This window comes from Leisingera sp. ANG-M1, assembly GCF_000813745.1.
Classification (GTDB): domain Bacteria; phylum Pseudomonadota; class Alphaproteobacteria; order Rhodobacterales; family Rhodobacteraceae; genus Leisingera.
The window spans coordinates 45,774-61,385 of sequence record NZ_JWLC01000006.1 but is presented as its reverse complement, the minus strand read 5'-3'; the positions used below and the strand labels follow the sequence as shown (position 1 = coordinate 61,385).

Below are 15,612 nucleotides of genomic sequence, written 5' to 3'. Positions count from 1 at the left end.
TTTTGGAATTCGCGGAAAATTGCGCAGGAAAAGTTAATTCACTGCAATTTCCGATGGTTTTGCCAGGTCGACGATGTCGCTCATAATTGAATTGAGCTCAAAGTCCTTGGGAGTATAGACGCGGGCGACTCCCATGGATTTCAGCCGCTCGGCGTCGTCGTCGGGGATAATGCCGCCGACAATCACTGGAACATGCGCGAGGCCTGCTTCCTTCATCCGGGTCATCATTTCCTCGACCAGCGGCAGGTGGCTGCCCGACAGGATCGACAGGCCGACCACATGGGCGTCATCCTTTTGCGCCGCTTCCACAAGCTCGGCCGGGGTCATGCGGATGCCGTCATAGGTGATGTCCATGCCGCAGTCGCGGGCGCGGAAGGCGATCTGCTCGGCGCCGTTGGAGTGGCCGTCGAGACCCGGCTTGCCGACCACGAACTTGATCCGGCGGCCCAGCACGTCGCTGACGGCGTTCACGGCATCACGCAGGTCGTCCAGCCCTTCGGTCTTGTTCGACACTGAGGCCGACACGCCGGTCGGGCCGCGGTAAGTGCCATAGACCTTGCGCATTTCCTCGGCCCATTCGCCGGTGGTGACGCCGGCCTTGGCGGCGGCAATGGAGGGCTCCATGACATTGGCGCCGCTTTGTGCGGCGGCGCGCAGGCCTGTCAGTGCTTTTTCGACTGCGGCCGCATCGCGCTCGCCGCGCCAGGCGTTCAGCCGCGCGATCTGCTCCTGCTCGACCGCCGGGTCGACCACCATGATGCCGCCGTCTTCGGTCTGCAGCGGCGAGGGCTCGCCTTCGGTCCATTTGTTGACGCCGACCACAACGGTTTCGTTCTTCTCGATCCGGTTCAGGCGCTCGGCGTTGGAGTCAACCAGGCGGCCTTTCATGTATTCGATCGAGGCCACTGCGCCGCCCATCGACTCAAGGTTGGCAAGCTCGGCGCGGGCGCCATCCTTCAGCTCTTCCACCTTGGCGTCGACCGCGGGGTTGCCGTCGAACAGGTCGCCGTATTCCAGCAGGTCGGTTTCATAGGCCAGGATCTGCTGCATCCGCATCGACCACTGCTGGTCCCAGGGGCGGGGCAGGCCAAGCGCTTCGTTCCAGGCGGGCAGCTGCACCGCGCGGGCGCGTGCTTTCTTGGAGAGCGTCACCGCCAGCATCTCGATCAGGATGCGGTAGACGTTGTTTTCCGGCTGCTGCTCGGTCAGGCCCAGCGAGTTCACCTGCACGCCGTAACGGAAGCGGCGGAATTTGGGATCGGCGACGCCATAGCGTTTCTCGCAGATCTCATCCCACAGATCGACGAAGGCGCGCATCTTGCACATTTCGGTCACAAAGCGGATGCCGGCATTCACGAAGAAGGAGATGCGGCCGACCATGGCCGGGAAATCTTCGGGCGCGATGCGCGGCTTCAGCTCGTCCAGCACCGCCTGGGCGGTGGCGAGGGCAAAGGCCAGCTCCTGCTCCGGCGTCGCGCCGGCTTCCTGCAGGTGGTAGGAGCACACGTTCATCGGGTTCCATTTGGGCACGTTGGTGTAGCAATACTCCGCCACATCCGCGATCATCTTGAGGCTGGGCTTGGGCGGGCAGACATAGGTGCCGCGGCTCAGGTATTCCTTGATCAAGTCGTTCTGCACGGTGCCTTGCAGTTTCGACACATCGGCGCCCTGTTCCTCGGCCACCGCGATATACAGCGCCAGCAGCCAGGGCGCAGTGGCGTTGATGGTCATTGAAGTGTTCATCTGCTCGAGCGGGATCTCGTCGAACAGGGTGCGCATGTCGCCCAGGTGGCAGACCGGCACGCCGACCTTGCCCACTTCGCCGCGCGCCAGAACGTGGTCGCTGTCATAGCCGGTCTGGGTCGGCAGGTCGAAGGCGACCGACAGTCCGGTCTGGCCCTTGGCCAGGTTGGCGCGGTACAGCGCGTTGGACGCCGATGCCGTGGAGTGGCCGGCGTAGGTGCGGATCAGCCAGGGGCGGTCTTTTTGCGTCTGCGGCATGAGCGGGCCTCGCGAGTCAGTGTGGCGGTAATTTTATTTCGTCAGGCAGATGTAAACTGCAATTTTAAACCCGTGTCAATTCGCTGCGTTGCGGCAATTCCGCCTTTGCGGTGGGGAGACCTCTGCCGCCTGCGCGCTTGTAATGCCCGCAGGCCTCACGCAAGGTTCATAATATGACGCAAACCGTGGAACTTCCGCTGTGGCTCTTTGTGCTGATCCTGGGCTTTGCCGCGGTGACCTTTGCCTCGCATTTCCTGTTCCCCTCGGTGCGCTGGTTCTTCCGGCGGCGGCTGGAGCGGGCCGTGGCGCGGCTGAACCAGCGGCTGGAACGGCCGATTGAGCCGTTCAAGCTGGCCCGGCGCCACGACATGATCCAAAGGCTGATCCATGATCCGCAAGTGACACAGGCTGCGGTGGATCATGCGGCGGCTGAAGGCATCCCTGAAAACGTGGCCTTTGAACAGGTGCGCCGCTACGCGCGCGAGATCGTGCCGGGGTTTTCGGCTTTCGCCTATTTTAGCTTTGCCATCCGGGCGGCGCGGCTCTTGTCCAATGCGGTCTACCGGGTGCGGCTGGGCCATCAGGACGAGGCGGCGCTGCAGGCGATTGATCCGAATGCCACCGTGGTCTTTGTGATGAACCATCGCTCCAACATGGACTACGTGCTGGTGACCTATTTGGCTGCAGACCGCTCAGCGCTGTCTTATGCGGTGGGGGAGTGGGCGCGTGTCTGGCCGCTCAGCCGGCTGATCCGGGCGATGGGGGCCTATTTCATCCGCCGCCGCTCGCGCAATGACCTCTACCGCAGGGTTCTGGCGGCCTATGTCCGGCTGGCGACGCGGGGCGGGTCAACCCAGGCGATGTTTCCCGAAGGCGGGTTAAGCCTGGATGGTGCGCTTGCCCCGGCCAAGCTAGGCCTGCTGAAATACATCGTCGAGGGCTATGACCCGGAGGGGCGCGATGTGGTCTTTGTGCCGGTGGCGCTGAACTACGACCGGGTGCTGGAAGACAGGATCCTGACCTCCGCCGCCAAGGCCGGCGAGCGGCGGTTCCGCGCCCGTATCGGCCTGGTGGCGTTGCGGCTGCTGCGGCAGCTGTGGCTGTGGATGACCGGGCGCTACCACCGCTCGGGCTATGCGGCAGTGAATTTCGGCCGCCCCCTCAGCCTGGCGGGATTCGATGCCGGGCAGGAAGGGGATATCACCAAGCCGCTGGCGCGGGAGCTGATGGAACGGATCAGCGGCATTGTGCCAGTGCTGCCGGTGCCGCTGATTGCCGCCATCCTGCAGCGCCACGGCGGTCTCAGCCGCTCCGCGATTGAGCACCGGCTGGATGCGCTGATCGCGGCGATGCCGATGGCCCATGTCCACATACCACAGGAAAACCGGGCCTATACCGCCGAGGTTGGGCTGCGCCAGTTGCAGCGGCGCGGGCTGATCACCGAGGCAAACGGCCGTTTCACCCCGGTTGAGGCACGCCGCGATCTGTTGGACTTCTATGCAAACTCCATCCGCCACCTGCTGCCGGAGGACAGTGCAGCAGAGGATTTTTCTGCACCTGCTAAGGGTGATGCTGCATCTGCAGGGTTATAAAATTACCAAGAGAGCGCAAAAGAGGTTGCAATATTACCTCCTCAATCCTATTCCCTAGGTAACCGCTGCGATTCTGCACCGCGGCAAAACTAGGACACAAAGGAGGCCATCATGGCTTTGGACACCCAGACTGACGTCATGTCGTACGAGGCGCCCGAGAAAGATCTCTATGAGGTTGGGGAAATCCCGCCGATGGGCTATGTGCCCAAGAAAATGTACGCTTGGGCCATCCGCCAGGAGCGCCAGGGCGAGCCGGATAAGGCAATGCAGGTCGAAGTCGTTGATGTGCCCGAGCTCGACAGCCACGAGGTGCTGGTTCTGGTGATGGCGGCCGGCGTCAACTACAATGGCGTGTGGGCTTCGCTTGGCATTCCGATCAGCATGTTCGACGTCCACAAGCAGCCCTATCACATTGCCGGTTCCGACGCGGCTGGCATCGTCTGGGCGGTGGGCTCCAAAGTGACCCGCTGGAAGGTTGGCGACGAGGTTGTCATCCACTGCAACCAGGACGACGGCGACGACGAGCATTGCAACGGCGGCGACCCGATGTATTCCAACAGCCAGCGCATCTGGGGCTATGAGACTCCGGACGGCTCGTTCGCCCAGTTCACCAATGTTCAGGCCCAGCAGCTGATGCCGCGCCCCAAGCACCTGACCTGGGAAGAGGCCGCCTGCTACACGCTGACCCTGGCCACCGCCTACCGGATGCTGTTCGGCCACGAGCCGCATGACCTGAAGCCGGGCCAGAACGTTCTGGTCTGGGGCGCCTCGGGCGGCCTGGGGTCTTATGCGATCCAGCTGATCAACACCGCCGGCGCCAACGCCATCGGCGTGATCTCGGACGAAAGCAAGCGCGACTTTGTCATGGGCCTGGGCGCCAAGGGCGTTCTGAACCGCAAAGACTTCAACTGCTGGGGCCAGCTGCCCACGGTCAACACCCCGGAATATGCCGAGTGGTTCAAGGAAGCCCGCAAGTTCGGCAAGGCGATCTGGGACATTACCGGCAAGGGCGTGAACGTCGACATGGTGTTCGAGCACCCGGGCGAAAGCACCTTCCCGGTCTCCACCTTCGTGGTGAAGAAGGGCGGCATGGTTGTGATCTGCGCCGGCACCACCGGTTATAACCTGACCTTCGACGTGCGCTACATGTGGATGCACCAGAAGCGCCTGCAGGGCTCGCACTTTGCCCACCTGAAGCAGGCGTCGGCAGCCAACCAGCTGATGGTCGAGCGCCGTCTGGACCCCTGCATGTCGGAAGTCTTCACCTGGGCTGACCTGCCGGAAGCGCATATGAAGATGCGCCGGAACGAGCACCTGCCGGGCAACATGTCGGTGCTGGTACAGGCGCCGAAAACCGGCCTGCGCACCCTGCAGGACGTGCTGGACGCCGGCAGCTAATTTTCAGGCGAATTTGCCTGAGAGGAAACAACCCGCGAATCGCAGGAGCGGTTCGCGGGAATTTTTGTTTATAATTTTATCTTTTTCGCTGTTTTTCCCTCTTGCCCTTTGCTTTTCAAGGGAGGGCAAGCCGGTGATAAATCCGGCTTTTATGGCTATAGGCGCGCACTTAAATTAACACTCCCGCTTAAGCTTAGTGACCGAAAATAATCTTCAGGAATGCCAGAGGTTGTCATTGACCCAAGGGAGGCCGGCACTGCAAAAGAACCGGCAAACGGTGGTAAGGCGGCTTAATGAAACCTTGCAGGTTGCGTTGCGCCCCGCTACCCCGGGACTTGGATACAACGGTATGCGATAATGGCACACAAGGCAGAACTGGACCGCATTCTGGAGGCGCTCGACGCCGTCGGAACCCTGGATGGTCTGCATCAGATCATCAGACAGGTCTGTGCGGGGTTCGGCGTTGATCATGCGATGTACCTTTGGGTCGAAACGGCCGGCAACCACTACTACTTCGGGTCCTACTCCGAGGAATGGACAAAACGTTATATAGATAAGGCGTACTCGCGGGTCGATCCGGTGGTTCTGGGCTGTTATCAGCGTTTCCATCCGGTGGACTGGAAGCGGCTGGACTGGTCACCGAAACCGGCCCGGGAGTTCCTGAAAGATGCGCTGGAGCATGGGGTTGGCAATCAGGGTTATGCCATTCCCATCCGCGGTCCGAACGGGCAGTTCGCGCTGTTTACCGTCAGCCACAACTGCGACGACGCAACCTGGGAAAAGATCACCGAGAAGCACAGCCGCGATTTCATTCTGATGGCGCATTACTTCAACCGAAGGGTGCTGGAGCTGGGGCCGTCCCGCAATGCCGAGCATACGCAGCCTTTGTCGCCGCGTGAAATTGATGCCCTGACGCTGCTCGCGATCGGCTATAGCCGCGCGCAGGTCGCGGAAACGCTGTCCATTTCCGAGCACACTTTACGCGTCTACATTGAAAGCGCCCGGTTCAAGCTGGGCGCGATCAATACAACACATGCAATTGCGCGGGCCTTAAGTCTTGGTTTGATTGTGGTTTGACGGCGTCCATGCAGTCTAGGGTTGTTATGTATCTCGGTTAATATGCTCAAAGGTAGTATGATTTACCCTCTTTTCTACCAAAAGGGGACTAAACCATGCTGCGCTATGTTTATGGCCATGATCTTCACAATTATGCTGACTTGACGCAATCGATGTTCCGGGACCGGGCGGATCAGTTCAAGACCCGGCTCGGCTGGGATGTGCATGTGAACACCCGCGGCGAAGAGCGGGATCAGTACGACGAGCTGGACCCGCTTTACATGATCTGGGAGATGCCCGACGGCAGCCATGGCGGTTCGATGCGGTTTCTGCCGACAACTGGGCGGGTGATGGTGAATGAGGTGTTTTTGGATCTGTGCAACGGCGTCCCGGTCTGCAGCCCGCTGATCTGGGAATGCACCCGGTTCTGTCTGTCCCGGCAGGCGCATGGGAAGATCGCGGCTGGGCTGATGCTGGGCAGCCTGGAGATCATGCGGAATTTCGACATACCCCATTACACGGCGGTGTTCTACCGGCACACGGCCCGGGCGTTCCGCATCCTCGGCTTCGGTCCGGAGATCGTCAGCAGCCAAGGCAGCGGGCGCAACCCGATCTGTATGGGATACTGGGAGTATGCCGAAGAGACCTATTTGAACGTGTCCAGAAAGGCCGGGATCTCTCCGGAAGTGTCGCAGTTGTGGTTCAACCGCTCATTCGGAAGCGCGGGTGAAACTGCCCCGATGGCACTGACTGCCTGATAAGGCATACGCAAGGGGCCGGATCCACTGGCGGACCCGGCCCGCCGCCTGTAGGGTCGCGCCATGACAGCTCTGCCCGTACAGTTTTCCGATGACCAGGCCACTGCTTTTGACAGCGTGACCGAGCTCCTGCACAAGGCGGGGGTAGACCTTGATGACGGGCTCTTACACCCGCCCCGCGGCGATGCCGGGGTGATGGCCGTGATCGGCAAGGCAGGCTCGGGCAAGACATTGCTGCTGGCTGAACTTTACAAGGCGCTGGAGCAGGCGGGTGTCGAGGTCGTCTCCGGCGATTATGAAAGCCGCAAGAAGGGCGACGACCGCCGCACGCTGGCAATCCTGGCGCCCACCAACAAGGCAGCCAGCGTGCTGCGGTTGCGCGGGGTGCCGGCCACCACCATTCACCGCATTCTCTACACGCCGGTCTATGATCCCGAGTTCGAGAAGATTGCCGAATGGCTGGCGGGGCAGGGCGACCAGCCCGAGATCGAGGGGCTGACCGAAGAAGCCCTGGCCCGCGCTGCCGCGTTTTATGAAAAGAATAAGTCTATTCCTGGCGCTCTGGCGGCTGCAGGCCTGAGGGGTTCCGACTTTATCACCGGCTGGAAACGGCGCGAGGAGCCGCTGGACATCGGCTTTGTCGATGAGGCCTCGATGCTGGACGACCGCCAGTTCGAGGACCTGAAAGAGATTTTCCCCAATCTCATCCTGTTCGGCGACCCGGCGCAGCTGGCACCGGTGAACCAGTCCGGCTCAATGGTGTTTGACGCGCTGCCCGAGCCGCGCCGCCTGATCCTGAACCGGATCCACCGGCAGGAGGCGGGCAACCCGATCCTCGACTTGGCCCATGCGCTGGCCGATCCGCAGCTGGGGTTCGAGGACTTTGAGCGTATGGTCGAGGACACCGCCCGGCGCGACGACCGGGTAGTCTGGGGGCAGCGTGTTGAGGTCGACCTGATGGCGCGCTCGCCGGTGCTGGTCTGGCGCAACAACACCCGCATCCGGCTGATCAACGCTTTCCGCAGCGTCTATGGCGCCCCGGAGGACGAGTTGATCGCGGGCGAGCCGCTGATCTGCGACGGTATCGAGCTTCCGCTGAAGCACCGCAAAAAACGCCTGGACCTTGAGGCCCGGGGGCTGATCAAGGGCGCCCAGGTGATCTTTCTCGGCCCCGGCCGCAAGCCCGGGTTTTCGCGGTTGCACGTGATGGGGGCCGAGGATCCGCAGGTCTCAGCCGCCTCGATTGTGAAGATTGAAAAGCCCGACGAGGAAGAGCCCTTCATCCCCTATGCCGCCCGCATGGGCGCAGCCTTCCTGCATGGTGCGGCGGTGACCATTCACAAGGCGCAGGGCTCGCAATGGGACACCGCGCAGGTCTTTGCCCCTGACATCTATGCTGCTGCCCGCATGGGGCGGGTCGAGGCGGGGCAGCCGTTGTGGAAACGGCTGGCCTATGTGGCGATCACCCGGGCCCAGGAACGGCTGATCTGGGTGGTTCGCAACCGGCTGGCGAAACCCTCGGGCCCGCTGCCGGTGGATGACTTGAAAGCGCTGTCTGCTGCCGCGCTGACCCTGGAAGCACAAGAGGACAGTCCCGCATGAGCCAATCTATCCTGATTACCGGCGCCAGTTCCGGCATCGGCCGCGCGGTTGCGGAACTGTTCCTGGCCGAAGGCTGGCAGGTAGGGCTGGCAGCCCGCCGGGCGGAGGTGCTGGAAACCATCGCCGACGGCTTTGCCAATGCCCATGTGCTGCCCTTGGATGTGACCGATCCGGCGGCGGTGGACCACTCAGTGAACAGCTTTGCGGCGGCGGCAGGGCGGCTGGATGTGCTGTTCAACAACGCGGGCATCTTCACCCCGCCGGGGCTGATCGACGAGATCCCGCTGGAGGATTGGTTTGCTTCAGTCAATGTGAACCTCACTGGCATGTTCCTGACGGCTCGCGCTGCTTTCAGGCAAATGCGCCATCAATTGCCGCAAGGCGGGCGGATCATCAACAACGGCTCGATTGCCGCCCATGTGCCGCGGCCGCAGTCTGCGCCTTATGCAGCCACCAAGGCAGCGGTCACCGGCCTTACCAAAAGCCTGTCGCTGGACGGCCGCGCTTTTGACATCGCTTGCGGCCAGATCGACATTGGCAACACCAGGACCCCAATGGTCGAGGATCTGAGCCAGCGCCACGCCGAAGCCAATCCGGGTGGTGAACCGATGCATACATTTGCGGTCGGGGACGCAGCAAGGTCGGTGCTGCACATGGCCAATCTGCCGCTCGAGGCCAACGTGCAGTTCATGACCGTGATGGCAACCAAAATGCCCTATATCGGCCGCGGCTGAATGCTCCCGCCCGTCGCAGGCGCATCAAAGATGCGCCGCTCCCGTTGGGCGTGGCGCTGCGCTGGCGCGCAGCGGAGGTATTTATGAACCAGAAAGAAGCAGACCGGCCCGGGCTTCTTTCTGGACGCAAATACCCCGGGGTGAATTGGCCGTAAGGCCAAGAGGGGCAGCGCCCCTCCTTAGCGGTTGCGCAGCAGGCTGAAGGCTGCCGAGGCGCCCCATCCGGCGGCAATTGCGATCGCCAGGGACATCAGCCCATAGAGGAAGGGCTGCTCGCGGGACAGCGAATACAGAAACCGCTCCAGCCCGACCTTGCGCACGTCAATGGTGGTCTCGTAGCTGGAGACGACCTCACCGCCGCGGGTCAGGAAGATGCGGGTTTTGTAATCCCCTTCGGTGAGATCAGCGGGCATTTTGATGGCGGTGCGGAACAGGGTCTGTTCATCCACCGCCACGGTGTTTTCCCGCAGCGAATAGAGGTCATTCTTTTCGCGGATACGCACCACTGCATCGGCAAAATCCTGGGCGCCGCGGATATGCATGGCAGCGCCGACGGAGCGGATCGCACGCTCGATCGAGATCCGGTAGCGCAGGTCCTCGGTATCGGTCAGCACGGTGTCAAACGGGGCGCTGGTAGCCACCGCGTAGAATGCTGGAGCCGAGTCGACCAGAACGCTGTCGACATTGACCCAGATGCCCAGTTTCTTCTCCTTGCGGCGGACCATGACGGCCGGCGCCGGGCCGGAGACGGTAACAACAACCTCCAGCGGATGATCGGTCGGAATCGGGCTTTCCCGCTTCACAGCCCCGAACACCAGAATTTCCGAGCCGTCAAAGGTCGCGGTGATCGCCACCCGGTCCTGGCTGAGGCCGAGGACCACTTCCTCCTTGGCGGCCATAGCGGCGGAGTGCGGCAGCAGGACCAGGCTGGCGGCAGTCAGGGCAGACAAGAGCAGCTTGCGCATGGGTTAGTGGCCTCCGCTGTCGCCGAGCGAGAATAGCTCGGAAGGCTGCAGTAGCAGGTCGAGACCCAGCTTGACGCAGACCGCGATGACCATCAGCGCCAGCAGGATGCGCAGCTGTTCGGCCTTCAGGTAGACGCCGATGCGGGTGCCGATCTGGGCGCCAATGACGCCGCCGATCAGCAGCAGAACCGCCAGCACGATGTCCACCGTGTAGTTGGTGGTGGCATGCAGCATGGTGGTGAAACCGGTGACCGTGATGATCTGGAACAGAGAGGTGCCGACAACCACTTTGGTGGGCATGCCGAGAATGTAGATCATCGCGGGCACCATGATGAAGCCGCCGCCAACGCCCATGATCGCAGCCAGGATACCGACGCAAACCCCGACCAGGACCGGCGGGATCACCGAGATGTAAAGGCCGGACGTGCGGAACCGCATCTTGAACGGCAGCGCATGCACCCAGCCGCGCTGGCGGCGCGGGGCAGGGGCGGCACCGCCTGCTTTCTTGGATTTGCGGATCGCATTCAGGCTTTCGATGAACATCAGCCCGCCGACCACGCCGAGGAAGACAACATAGCAGAGCTTAACCAGCAGGTCGACCTGGCCGAGCGCCTTGAGGTAGTTGAACACCACTACCCCGAGCGCCGCGCCTATGAGGCCGCCGGCCTGCAGAACAAGCCCCATCTTGATATCGACCGTTCGCCTTCGGAAATGCGCCAGGACACCGGAGAAGGAGGAGGCGACAATCTGGTTCGCTTCCGTGGCCACCGCCACCGCGGGCGGGATGCCGATGAAAAACAAAAGCGGCGTCATCAGGAAGCCGCCGCCGACTCCGAACATGCCCGAGAGAATGCCCACCATTCCCCCGAGGCCCAGGAGAAGGAAAGCATTAACCGAGACCTCAGCTATGGGAAGGTAGATCTGCATGGTCATTGTTAAACCGCAGTTCGTTCAAAAATCAACAATCTATGCCGCTGTGCAGCAATAAGGACTGATGGATGCGGCAAACTGGACTTATTGCTGGGTTTGCAGAGGGGGCATCGTAGCAATCGAGGGGCGCTCCCGCGCCCGCAGGTTAAGGGCCTTGCCCTTAACCTTGGCAGCCTTGGGCCGGGCGCCGCACTGCGTGCGGCGGGAAGGGGGTCCGCTGAGAAGCCCTTGAGGGGCAGGGCTGTCCCTCAAGAGGCCCGTTCGAGTGTGCGGCCGCCTTTTCCGCGTCAAGGGTGAACGGCGCGTTCGCGCCGCCGCTGCCGCGGCCCTTGACCCGGAATAGATGGAAGCGGTGCAAATGAGAACGCCCGGCACTTGACCGGGCGTTTTTGAGAGTTGAGCGCGTGTCAGCGTTCCTTGACGTAGGGCTCGCCGCCGGCGCGGGGCGGGATCGCCTTGCCAACAAAGCCTGCGAGGATCACCACCGTCAGCACATAGGGCAGCGCGTCCATGGCCTGGACCGGGATGGTAACACCGCCGAGTTCAATATTCTGGAAGCGCAGGGCGATGGCTTGCAGCAGACCGAACAGCAGGCAGGCGCCCATCGCATGCCAGGGACGCCACTTGGCAAAGATCAGCGCAGCGAGGGCAATGAAGCCGCGGCCTGCGGTCATGTCCTTGACGAAGCCGGCTTGCAGCGCTGTGGCCAGATAGGCGCCGGCAATGCCGCACAAGAGGCCGCAGATCATCACAGCTGCATAGCGCAAGCCAACAACCGAGACGCCGGCGGTGTCAACTGCGGCTGGATTTTCACCGACGGCGCGCAGGCGCAGGCCAAAGCGGGTGCGGAACAGAATCCACCAAGTGGCAGGCACGGCCAGGAAGGCAAAGTAGACCAGCACCGAATGACCGGACAGCAGTTCGGAATAAACCTGAGTGAACGGATTCGCCGCAGCCATCAGTTGAGAGACTGGCGTGCCGGCGGCGGCGGCGTCCTGCGGGCCGATAGCAAAGGGCCACTCCCAGCCTTCGAAGCGGCCGCCGCTGATCAGCGACGGTGTGCGGCCGCCTTGCTGGAACCAATCCTGGGCAATCAGCACGGTCAGGCCTGCGGCAAGGAAGTTGATCGCGACGCCGGAAATCAGCTGATTGCCGCGGAAAGTGATCGAGGCGACACCGTGCAGCGCAGCCAGCACCAATGAAGAGGCGATGCCGGCCAAAAGGCCGAGCCAGACATTGCCGGTAACGGCGGCAACAGCGGCGGAGAAGAAGGCGGCGATCAGCATCTTGCCTTCCAGGCCGATGTCAAAGATGCCCGCGCGTTCGGAAAACAAGCCGGCCAGGCAGGCCAGAAGCAGCGGCGTTGCGAGGCGGACGGTGGAGTCCAGAATTTGGATGAGGGTCAGGAAGTCCATCAGTTCTGCCCCTTCCGCAGCGCCAGGAAGATCTTCTCAAGCGGCATACGCACCATGTTGTCCAGCGCGCCCGTGAACAGAATCACCAGCGCCTGGATCACCACGATCAGCTCGCGCGGGATCGAGGTCCAAAGAGCCAGTTCCGCCCCGCCCTGATAGAGAAAGCCGAAAAGGATTGCGGCCAGGAAGACGCCAAAGGGGTGGTTGCGGCCCATCAGCGCCACGGCGATGCCAATGAAGCCCGCGCCTTCGGTGGCGTTCAGAACCAGCCGCTCGGCCTCGCCCATTACGTTGTTGATCGCCATGCATCCGGCCAGGGCGCCGGAAATCAGCATGGCCACCATGATGATCCGTACCGAGGAAATGCCGGCATAGCGCGCGGCCGGTTCGGATTTGCCCAGGCTGCGGATTTCATATCCCAGCGGCGTTCGCCAGATCAGCAGCCAGACCAAAACACAGGCAGCAAGCGCGACCAGAAGGCTGACATTAGCAGGGCCTGATTTGGAGAACTCGATCCCCAGAGGGGCCAGCATTTCGTGCAAGGAAGGCAGATGCACTGTCTCGGCAAAGCGGGCCGACGCCGGGTCCTGCGAACCCTTGGGCCGCAATTGGTTCACCAGAACGTAGTTCAGCACCGCGGCAGCGATGAAGTTGAACATAATAGTGGTGATCACAATATGGCTGCCGCGCTTGGCTTGCAGATAGGCAGGGATGGCTGCCCATGCGGCACCGAACAAGCCTGCGGCCAGGATTGCAAAGATCAGCGCCAGCGACCAGTGCGGCCAGGGGATGAACAGGCAGATTACGGCAACGCCCAAACCTCCCAGCATCGCTTGGCCCTCGCCGCCGATGTTGAAGAGGCCCGCATGGGCGGCCACCGCCACCGCGAGGCCGGTGAACATGAAGTTGGTGGCGTAGTAGAGCGTGTAGCCCCAGCCATAGGTGGAGCCCAGGGCGCCATCGATCATCAGCTTGACCGCGGCAACCGGGTCTTCGCCGATTGCCAGGATCACCAGGGCCGAGATTGCGGTAGCAAGATATAAGCTGATTAGCGGTACAAGAACTATATCGCGCAATGCTGGGAAGAAGGCAAACACCACCAAGCTTGTAATGCACAACAACACTGCGCCAAGAAACGCGATTAGGAAGAGTTGGGCCCATGGTTCAGCCCAATGATTGTCAGGCAGGGAGGCAATTAGTTGCTGTACGCCTATTCTCGCTACCAATCCTGAAACTATGGTGATTGCGAAGTACAAAACAAACTTTGGTTTGTCCATTTACGCGGCCTCCCCCGCGACACCGGCCATCAAGAGGCCGAGTTCTTTCTCATCGGTTTGATCCGCCGGGCGCTCGCCCATGATCATGCCGTCGAACATCACTGCGACCCGGTCGGAGAGCGACAGGATTTCCTCCAGTTCGACCGAGACCAGCAGGATCGCCTTGCCCTGGTCGCGCAAGGCGACGATCTGCTTGTGAATGAATTCGATGGCGCCGATGTCGACGCCGCGGGTCGGCTGGCCGACCAGCAGCAGGTCCGGGTTGCGCTCGATCTCGCGGGCAACCACGATTTTCTGCTGGTTGCCGCCGGAGAAACTCTTGGCAGCCAGCCAGGGATCGGGCGGGCGCACGTCGAACTTCTCCATCTTGGCTTCGGTATCGGCGCGCAGGGCAGTGTTGTTCATCAAAAGCCCGCTTTGATAGGCCGGATCGCGGTGGTAGCCAAAGGCCACGTTCTCCCAGGCATGGAAATCCATGATCAGGCCTTCGCGCTGGCGGTCTTCCGGCACATGGCCGATATGGGCATCGCGGCGGGCGCGGGCATCGGCGCCGTGGCCGCGCAGGGGCAGGGGGGCGCCATGCAGCTTGATGCTGCCGGTGCCCGCACGCATGCCGCCGAGCACTTCCAGCAGTTCCGACTGGCCGTTGCCGGCCACACCGGCGATGCCGACAATCTCGCCTGCGCGCACGGTCAAGTCGATGCCTTTGACCCGCTCAACCCCGGCCTCGTCGACAACCCGCAGATTCTCGACCTCCAGGATTGGAGCGCCGGGCTGGGCCGGCACCTTGTCGACGCGCAGCAGCACCTTGCGGCCGACCATCAGCTCGGCCAGATGCTCGGGGCTGGTCTCGGCAGTCTTTACGGTGGCGGTCATCTGTCCGCGCCGCATCACCGAGACCGTGTCGGTGTACTCCATGATTTCCCGCAGCTTGTGGGTGATCAGGATGATGGTTTTGCCCTCAGCGCGCAGCCGGTCGAGTATGCGGAACAGCTGGTCTGCCTCGGCAGGAGTCAGCACGCCGGTCGGCTCGTCGAGGATCAGGATCTCGGCCTTGCGGTAAAGCGCCTTGAGGATCTCCACCCGCTGCTGCATGCCAACGCCGATCTCGTCGATGCGGGCGTCGGGGTCCACGAACAGCTCGTATTCCTCCTCCAGCGCCTTCAGCTCCTTGCGGGCGCGGCGCAGCGAGGGCATCAGCATGCCGCTATCCTCGGCGCCCAGGACGATGTTTTCCAGCACGGTGAAGTTCTCCACCAGCTTGAAATGCTGAAACACCATGCCGATGCCGGCGGCAATCGCGGCCTGGCTGTCGGGGATCGCGGTGTGCTTGCCCTTGATCCAGACTTCGCCTTTGTCAGCCTTGTAGAAACCATAGAGGATCGACATCAGCGTCGACTTCCCGGCACCGTTTTCACCGATGATCCCGTGAATGGTGCCTGGGGCGACGCTGATGGAAATGTCCTTGTTTGCCTGGACCGGGCCAAAGGCCTTGGAAATGCCTTTGAGTTCGATGGCGGGGGCGGTCAATCGGGCTCTCCCATGCCTGGAAATCCGATCAGCCGCACCACCTTGCCGTCTTCGAGGTCGGCAAAATACTGGCCGCGCACCATCAGCGCGCCGTCCTTCAGGAAATCCACCGTGGCGCGCACGTGGCCATGGTGTTCCGAAGACGCAACCACCTGTGCCGAGGCACCCGGCATCATCGCGGCAAATTGCGCGATGTAGTCCAGATAGGCGTCACGGGTTTCGATGGGGGCGGGGGTGTTGGGATCGGAGTAGTAGAAATGAGGCCCGATAGCCGCGTCCGTCTTGGCGGCACGTGTTTCGGGCGTTGGGTCGCCCCAGGCCGCAAACAGAATATTCAGGGAATCCGTCATGGCC

At 62.1% G+C, this 15,612-nt stretch carries 13 protein-coding genes; 6 read left to right on the top strand and 7 right to left on the bottom strand.

The genetic code is table 11. The features are described from left to right. Positions 1 to 33 precede the first annotated feature (33 nt). Positions 34 to 2,001, bottom strand: coding sequence for a protein meaA (locus RA19_RS04035; RefSeq protein ID WP_039159766.1), 1,968 nt, complete (start codon positions 1,999 to 2,001; stop codon positions 34 to 36). 173 nt (positions 2,002 to 2,174) lie between these two features. Between RA19_RS04035 and RA19_RS04030 the strand changes: the two genes are divergently transcribed. The 6 genes from RA19_RS04030 to RA19_RS04005 all read left to right on the top strand — a co-directional run bounded on the left by RA19_RS04030 (position 2,175) and on the right by RA19_RS04005 (position 9,141). Beyond that, the gene (locus RA19_RS04030) at positions 2,175 to 3,593 is read left to right on the top strand and encodes a 1-acyl-sn-glycerol-3-phosphate acyltransferase (protein WP_039159763.1); all 1,419 of its coding nucleotides are present in this window, start codon (positions 2,175 to 2,177) and stop codon (positions 3,591 to 3,593) included. Positions 3,594 to 3,704: 111 nt separating this feature from the next. Further along, a complete protein-coding gene (gene ccrA / locus RA19_RS04025; RefSeq protein WP_039159761.1) occupies positions 3,705 to 4,991 on the top strand; it encodes a crotonyl-CoA carboxylase/reductase in 1,287 nt (428 codons plus the stop codon). A 357-nt stretch (positions 4,992 to 5,348) separates the two neighbouring features. Then, positions 5,349 to 6,068, top strand: coding sequence for a helix-turn-helix transcriptional regulator (locus RA19_RS04020; RefSeq protein ID WP_039159759.1), 720 nt, complete (start codon positions 5,349 to 5,351; stop codon positions 6,066 to 6,068). A 95-nt stretch (positions 6,069 to 6,163) separates the two neighbouring features. After that, on the top strand, positions 6,164 to 6,805 hold the full coding sequence (locus tag RA19_RS04015; RefSeq protein WP_039159758.1) for an acyl-homoserine-lactone synthase: 642 nt from the start codon (positions 6,164 to 6,166) through the stop codon (positions 6,803 to 6,805). 63 nt (positions 6,806 to 6,868) lie between these two features. Next, positions 6,869 to 8,407, top strand: a complete 1,539-nt coding sequence (locus RA19_RS04010) for an ATP-dependent DNA helicase (RefSeq protein WP_039159756.1) — start codon at positions 6,869 to 6,871, stop codon at positions 8,405 to 8,407. Then, positions 8,404 to 9,141, top strand: coding sequence for an SDR family oxidoreductase (locus tag RA19_RS04005; RefSeq protein ID WP_039159754.1), 738 nt, complete (start codon positions 8,404 to 8,406; stop codon positions 9,139 to 9,141). The genes RA19_RS04010 and RA19_RS04005 overlap by 4 nt, the downstream gene beginning before the upstream one ends. Positions 9,142 to 9,320: 179 nt before the next feature. Here the strand turns inward: RA19_RS04005 and RA19_RS04000 are convergent, their stop codons facing one another. From RA19_RS04000 to RA19_RS03975, 6 genes are all read right to left on the bottom strand, one after another. After that, complete coding sequence (locus RA19_RS04000) at positions 9,321 to 10,106, bottom strand: TIGR02186 family protein (protein WP_039159752.1); 786 nt, start codon at positions 10,104 to 10,106, stop codon at positions 9,321 to 9,323. 3 nt (positions 10,107 to 10,109) lie between these two features. Beyond that, complete coding sequence (locus tag RA19_RS03995; RefSeq protein ID WP_039131160.1) at positions 10,110 to 11,033, bottom strand: sulfite exporter TauE/SafE family protein; 924 nt, start codon at positions 11,031 to 11,033, stop codon at positions 10,110 to 10,112. A gap of 410 nt (positions 11,034 to 11,443) precedes the next feature. Then, positions 11,444 to 12,451, bottom strand: a complete 1,008-nt coding sequence (locus tag RA19_RS03990; protein ID WP_039159750.1) for an ABC transporter permease — start codon at positions 12,449 to 12,451, stop codon at positions 11,444 to 11,446. Beyond that, positions 12,451 to 13,464, bottom strand: coding sequence for an ABC transporter permease (locus tag RA19_RS03985; RefSeq protein ID WP_342586041.1), 1,014 nt, complete (start codon positions 13,462 to 13,464; stop codon positions 12,451 to 12,453). The genes RA19_RS03990 and RA19_RS03985 overlap by 1 nt, the downstream gene beginning before the upstream one ends. 264 nt (positions 13,465 to 13,728) lie before the next feature. Further along, the gene (locus tag RA19_RS03980; protein WP_039159748.1) at positions 13,729 to 15,258 is read right to left on the bottom strand and encodes an ABC transporter ATP-binding protein; all 1,530 of its coding nucleotides are present in this window, start codon (positions 15,256 to 15,258) and stop codon (positions 13,729 to 13,731) included. Then, the gene (locus tag RA19_RS03975) at positions 15,255 to 15,608 is read right to left on the bottom strand and encodes a nuclear transport factor 2 family protein (RefSeq protein ID WP_039159746.1); all 354 of its coding nucleotides are present in this window, start codon (positions 15,606 to 15,608) and stop codon (positions 15,255 to 15,257) included. Before RA19_RS03975 ends, RA19_RS03980 begins: the two co-directional genes overlap by 4 nt. Between the last annotated feature and the right edge of the window lie 4 nt (positions 15,609 to 15,612).

What these genes read in the sequence shown, in the direction of transcription:
- RA19_RS04015 (WP_039159758.1), top strand. Translation starts at nt 6,164, where the DNA reads ATGCTGCGCTATGTTTATGGCCATGATCTTCACAATTATGCTGACTTG.
- ccrA (WP_039159761.1), top strand. Translation starts at nt 3,705, where the DNA reads ATGGCTTTGGACACCCAGACTGACGTCATGTCGTACGAGGCGCCCGAG.
- RA19_RS03990 (WP_039159750.1), bottom strand. Translation starts at nt 12,451, where the DNA reads ATGGACTTCCTGACCCTCATCCAAATTCTGGACTCCACCGTCCGCCTC.
- RA19_RS04000 (WP_039159752.1), bottom strand. Translation starts at nt 10,106, where the DNA reads ATGCGCAAGCTGCTCTTGTCTGCCCTGACTGCCGCCAGCCTGGTCCTG.
- RA19_RS04005 (WP_039159754.1), top strand. Translation starts at nt 8,404, where the DNA reads ATGAGCCAATCTATCCTGATTACCGGCGCCAGTTCCGGCATCGGCCGC.
- RA19_RS04035 (WP_039159766.1), bottom strand. Translation starts at nt 2,001, where the DNA reads ATGCCGCAGACGCAAAAAGACCGCCCCTGGCTGATCCGCACCTACGCC.
- RA19_RS04020 (WP_039159759.1), top strand. Translation starts at nt 5,349, where the DNA reads ATGGCACACAAGGCAGAACTGGACCGCATTCTGGAGGCGCTCGACGCC.
- RA19_RS03975 (WP_039159746.1), bottom strand. Translation starts at nt 15,608, where the DNA reads ATGACGGATTCCCTGAATATTCTGTTTGCGGCCTGGGGCGACCCAACG.
- RA19_RS03995 (WP_039131160.1), bottom strand. Translation starts at nt 11,033, where the DNA reads ATGCAGATCTACCTTCCCATAGCTGAGGTCTCGGTTAATGCTTTCCTT.
- RA19_RS04030 (WP_039159763.1), top strand. Translation starts at nt 2,175, where the DNA reads ATGACGCAAACCGTGGAACTTCCGCTGTGGCTCTTTGTGCTGATCCTG.
- RA19_RS04010 (WP_039159756.1), top strand. Translation starts at nt 6,869, where the DNA reads ATGACAGCTCTGCCCGTACAGTTTTCCGATGACCAGGCCACTGCTTTT.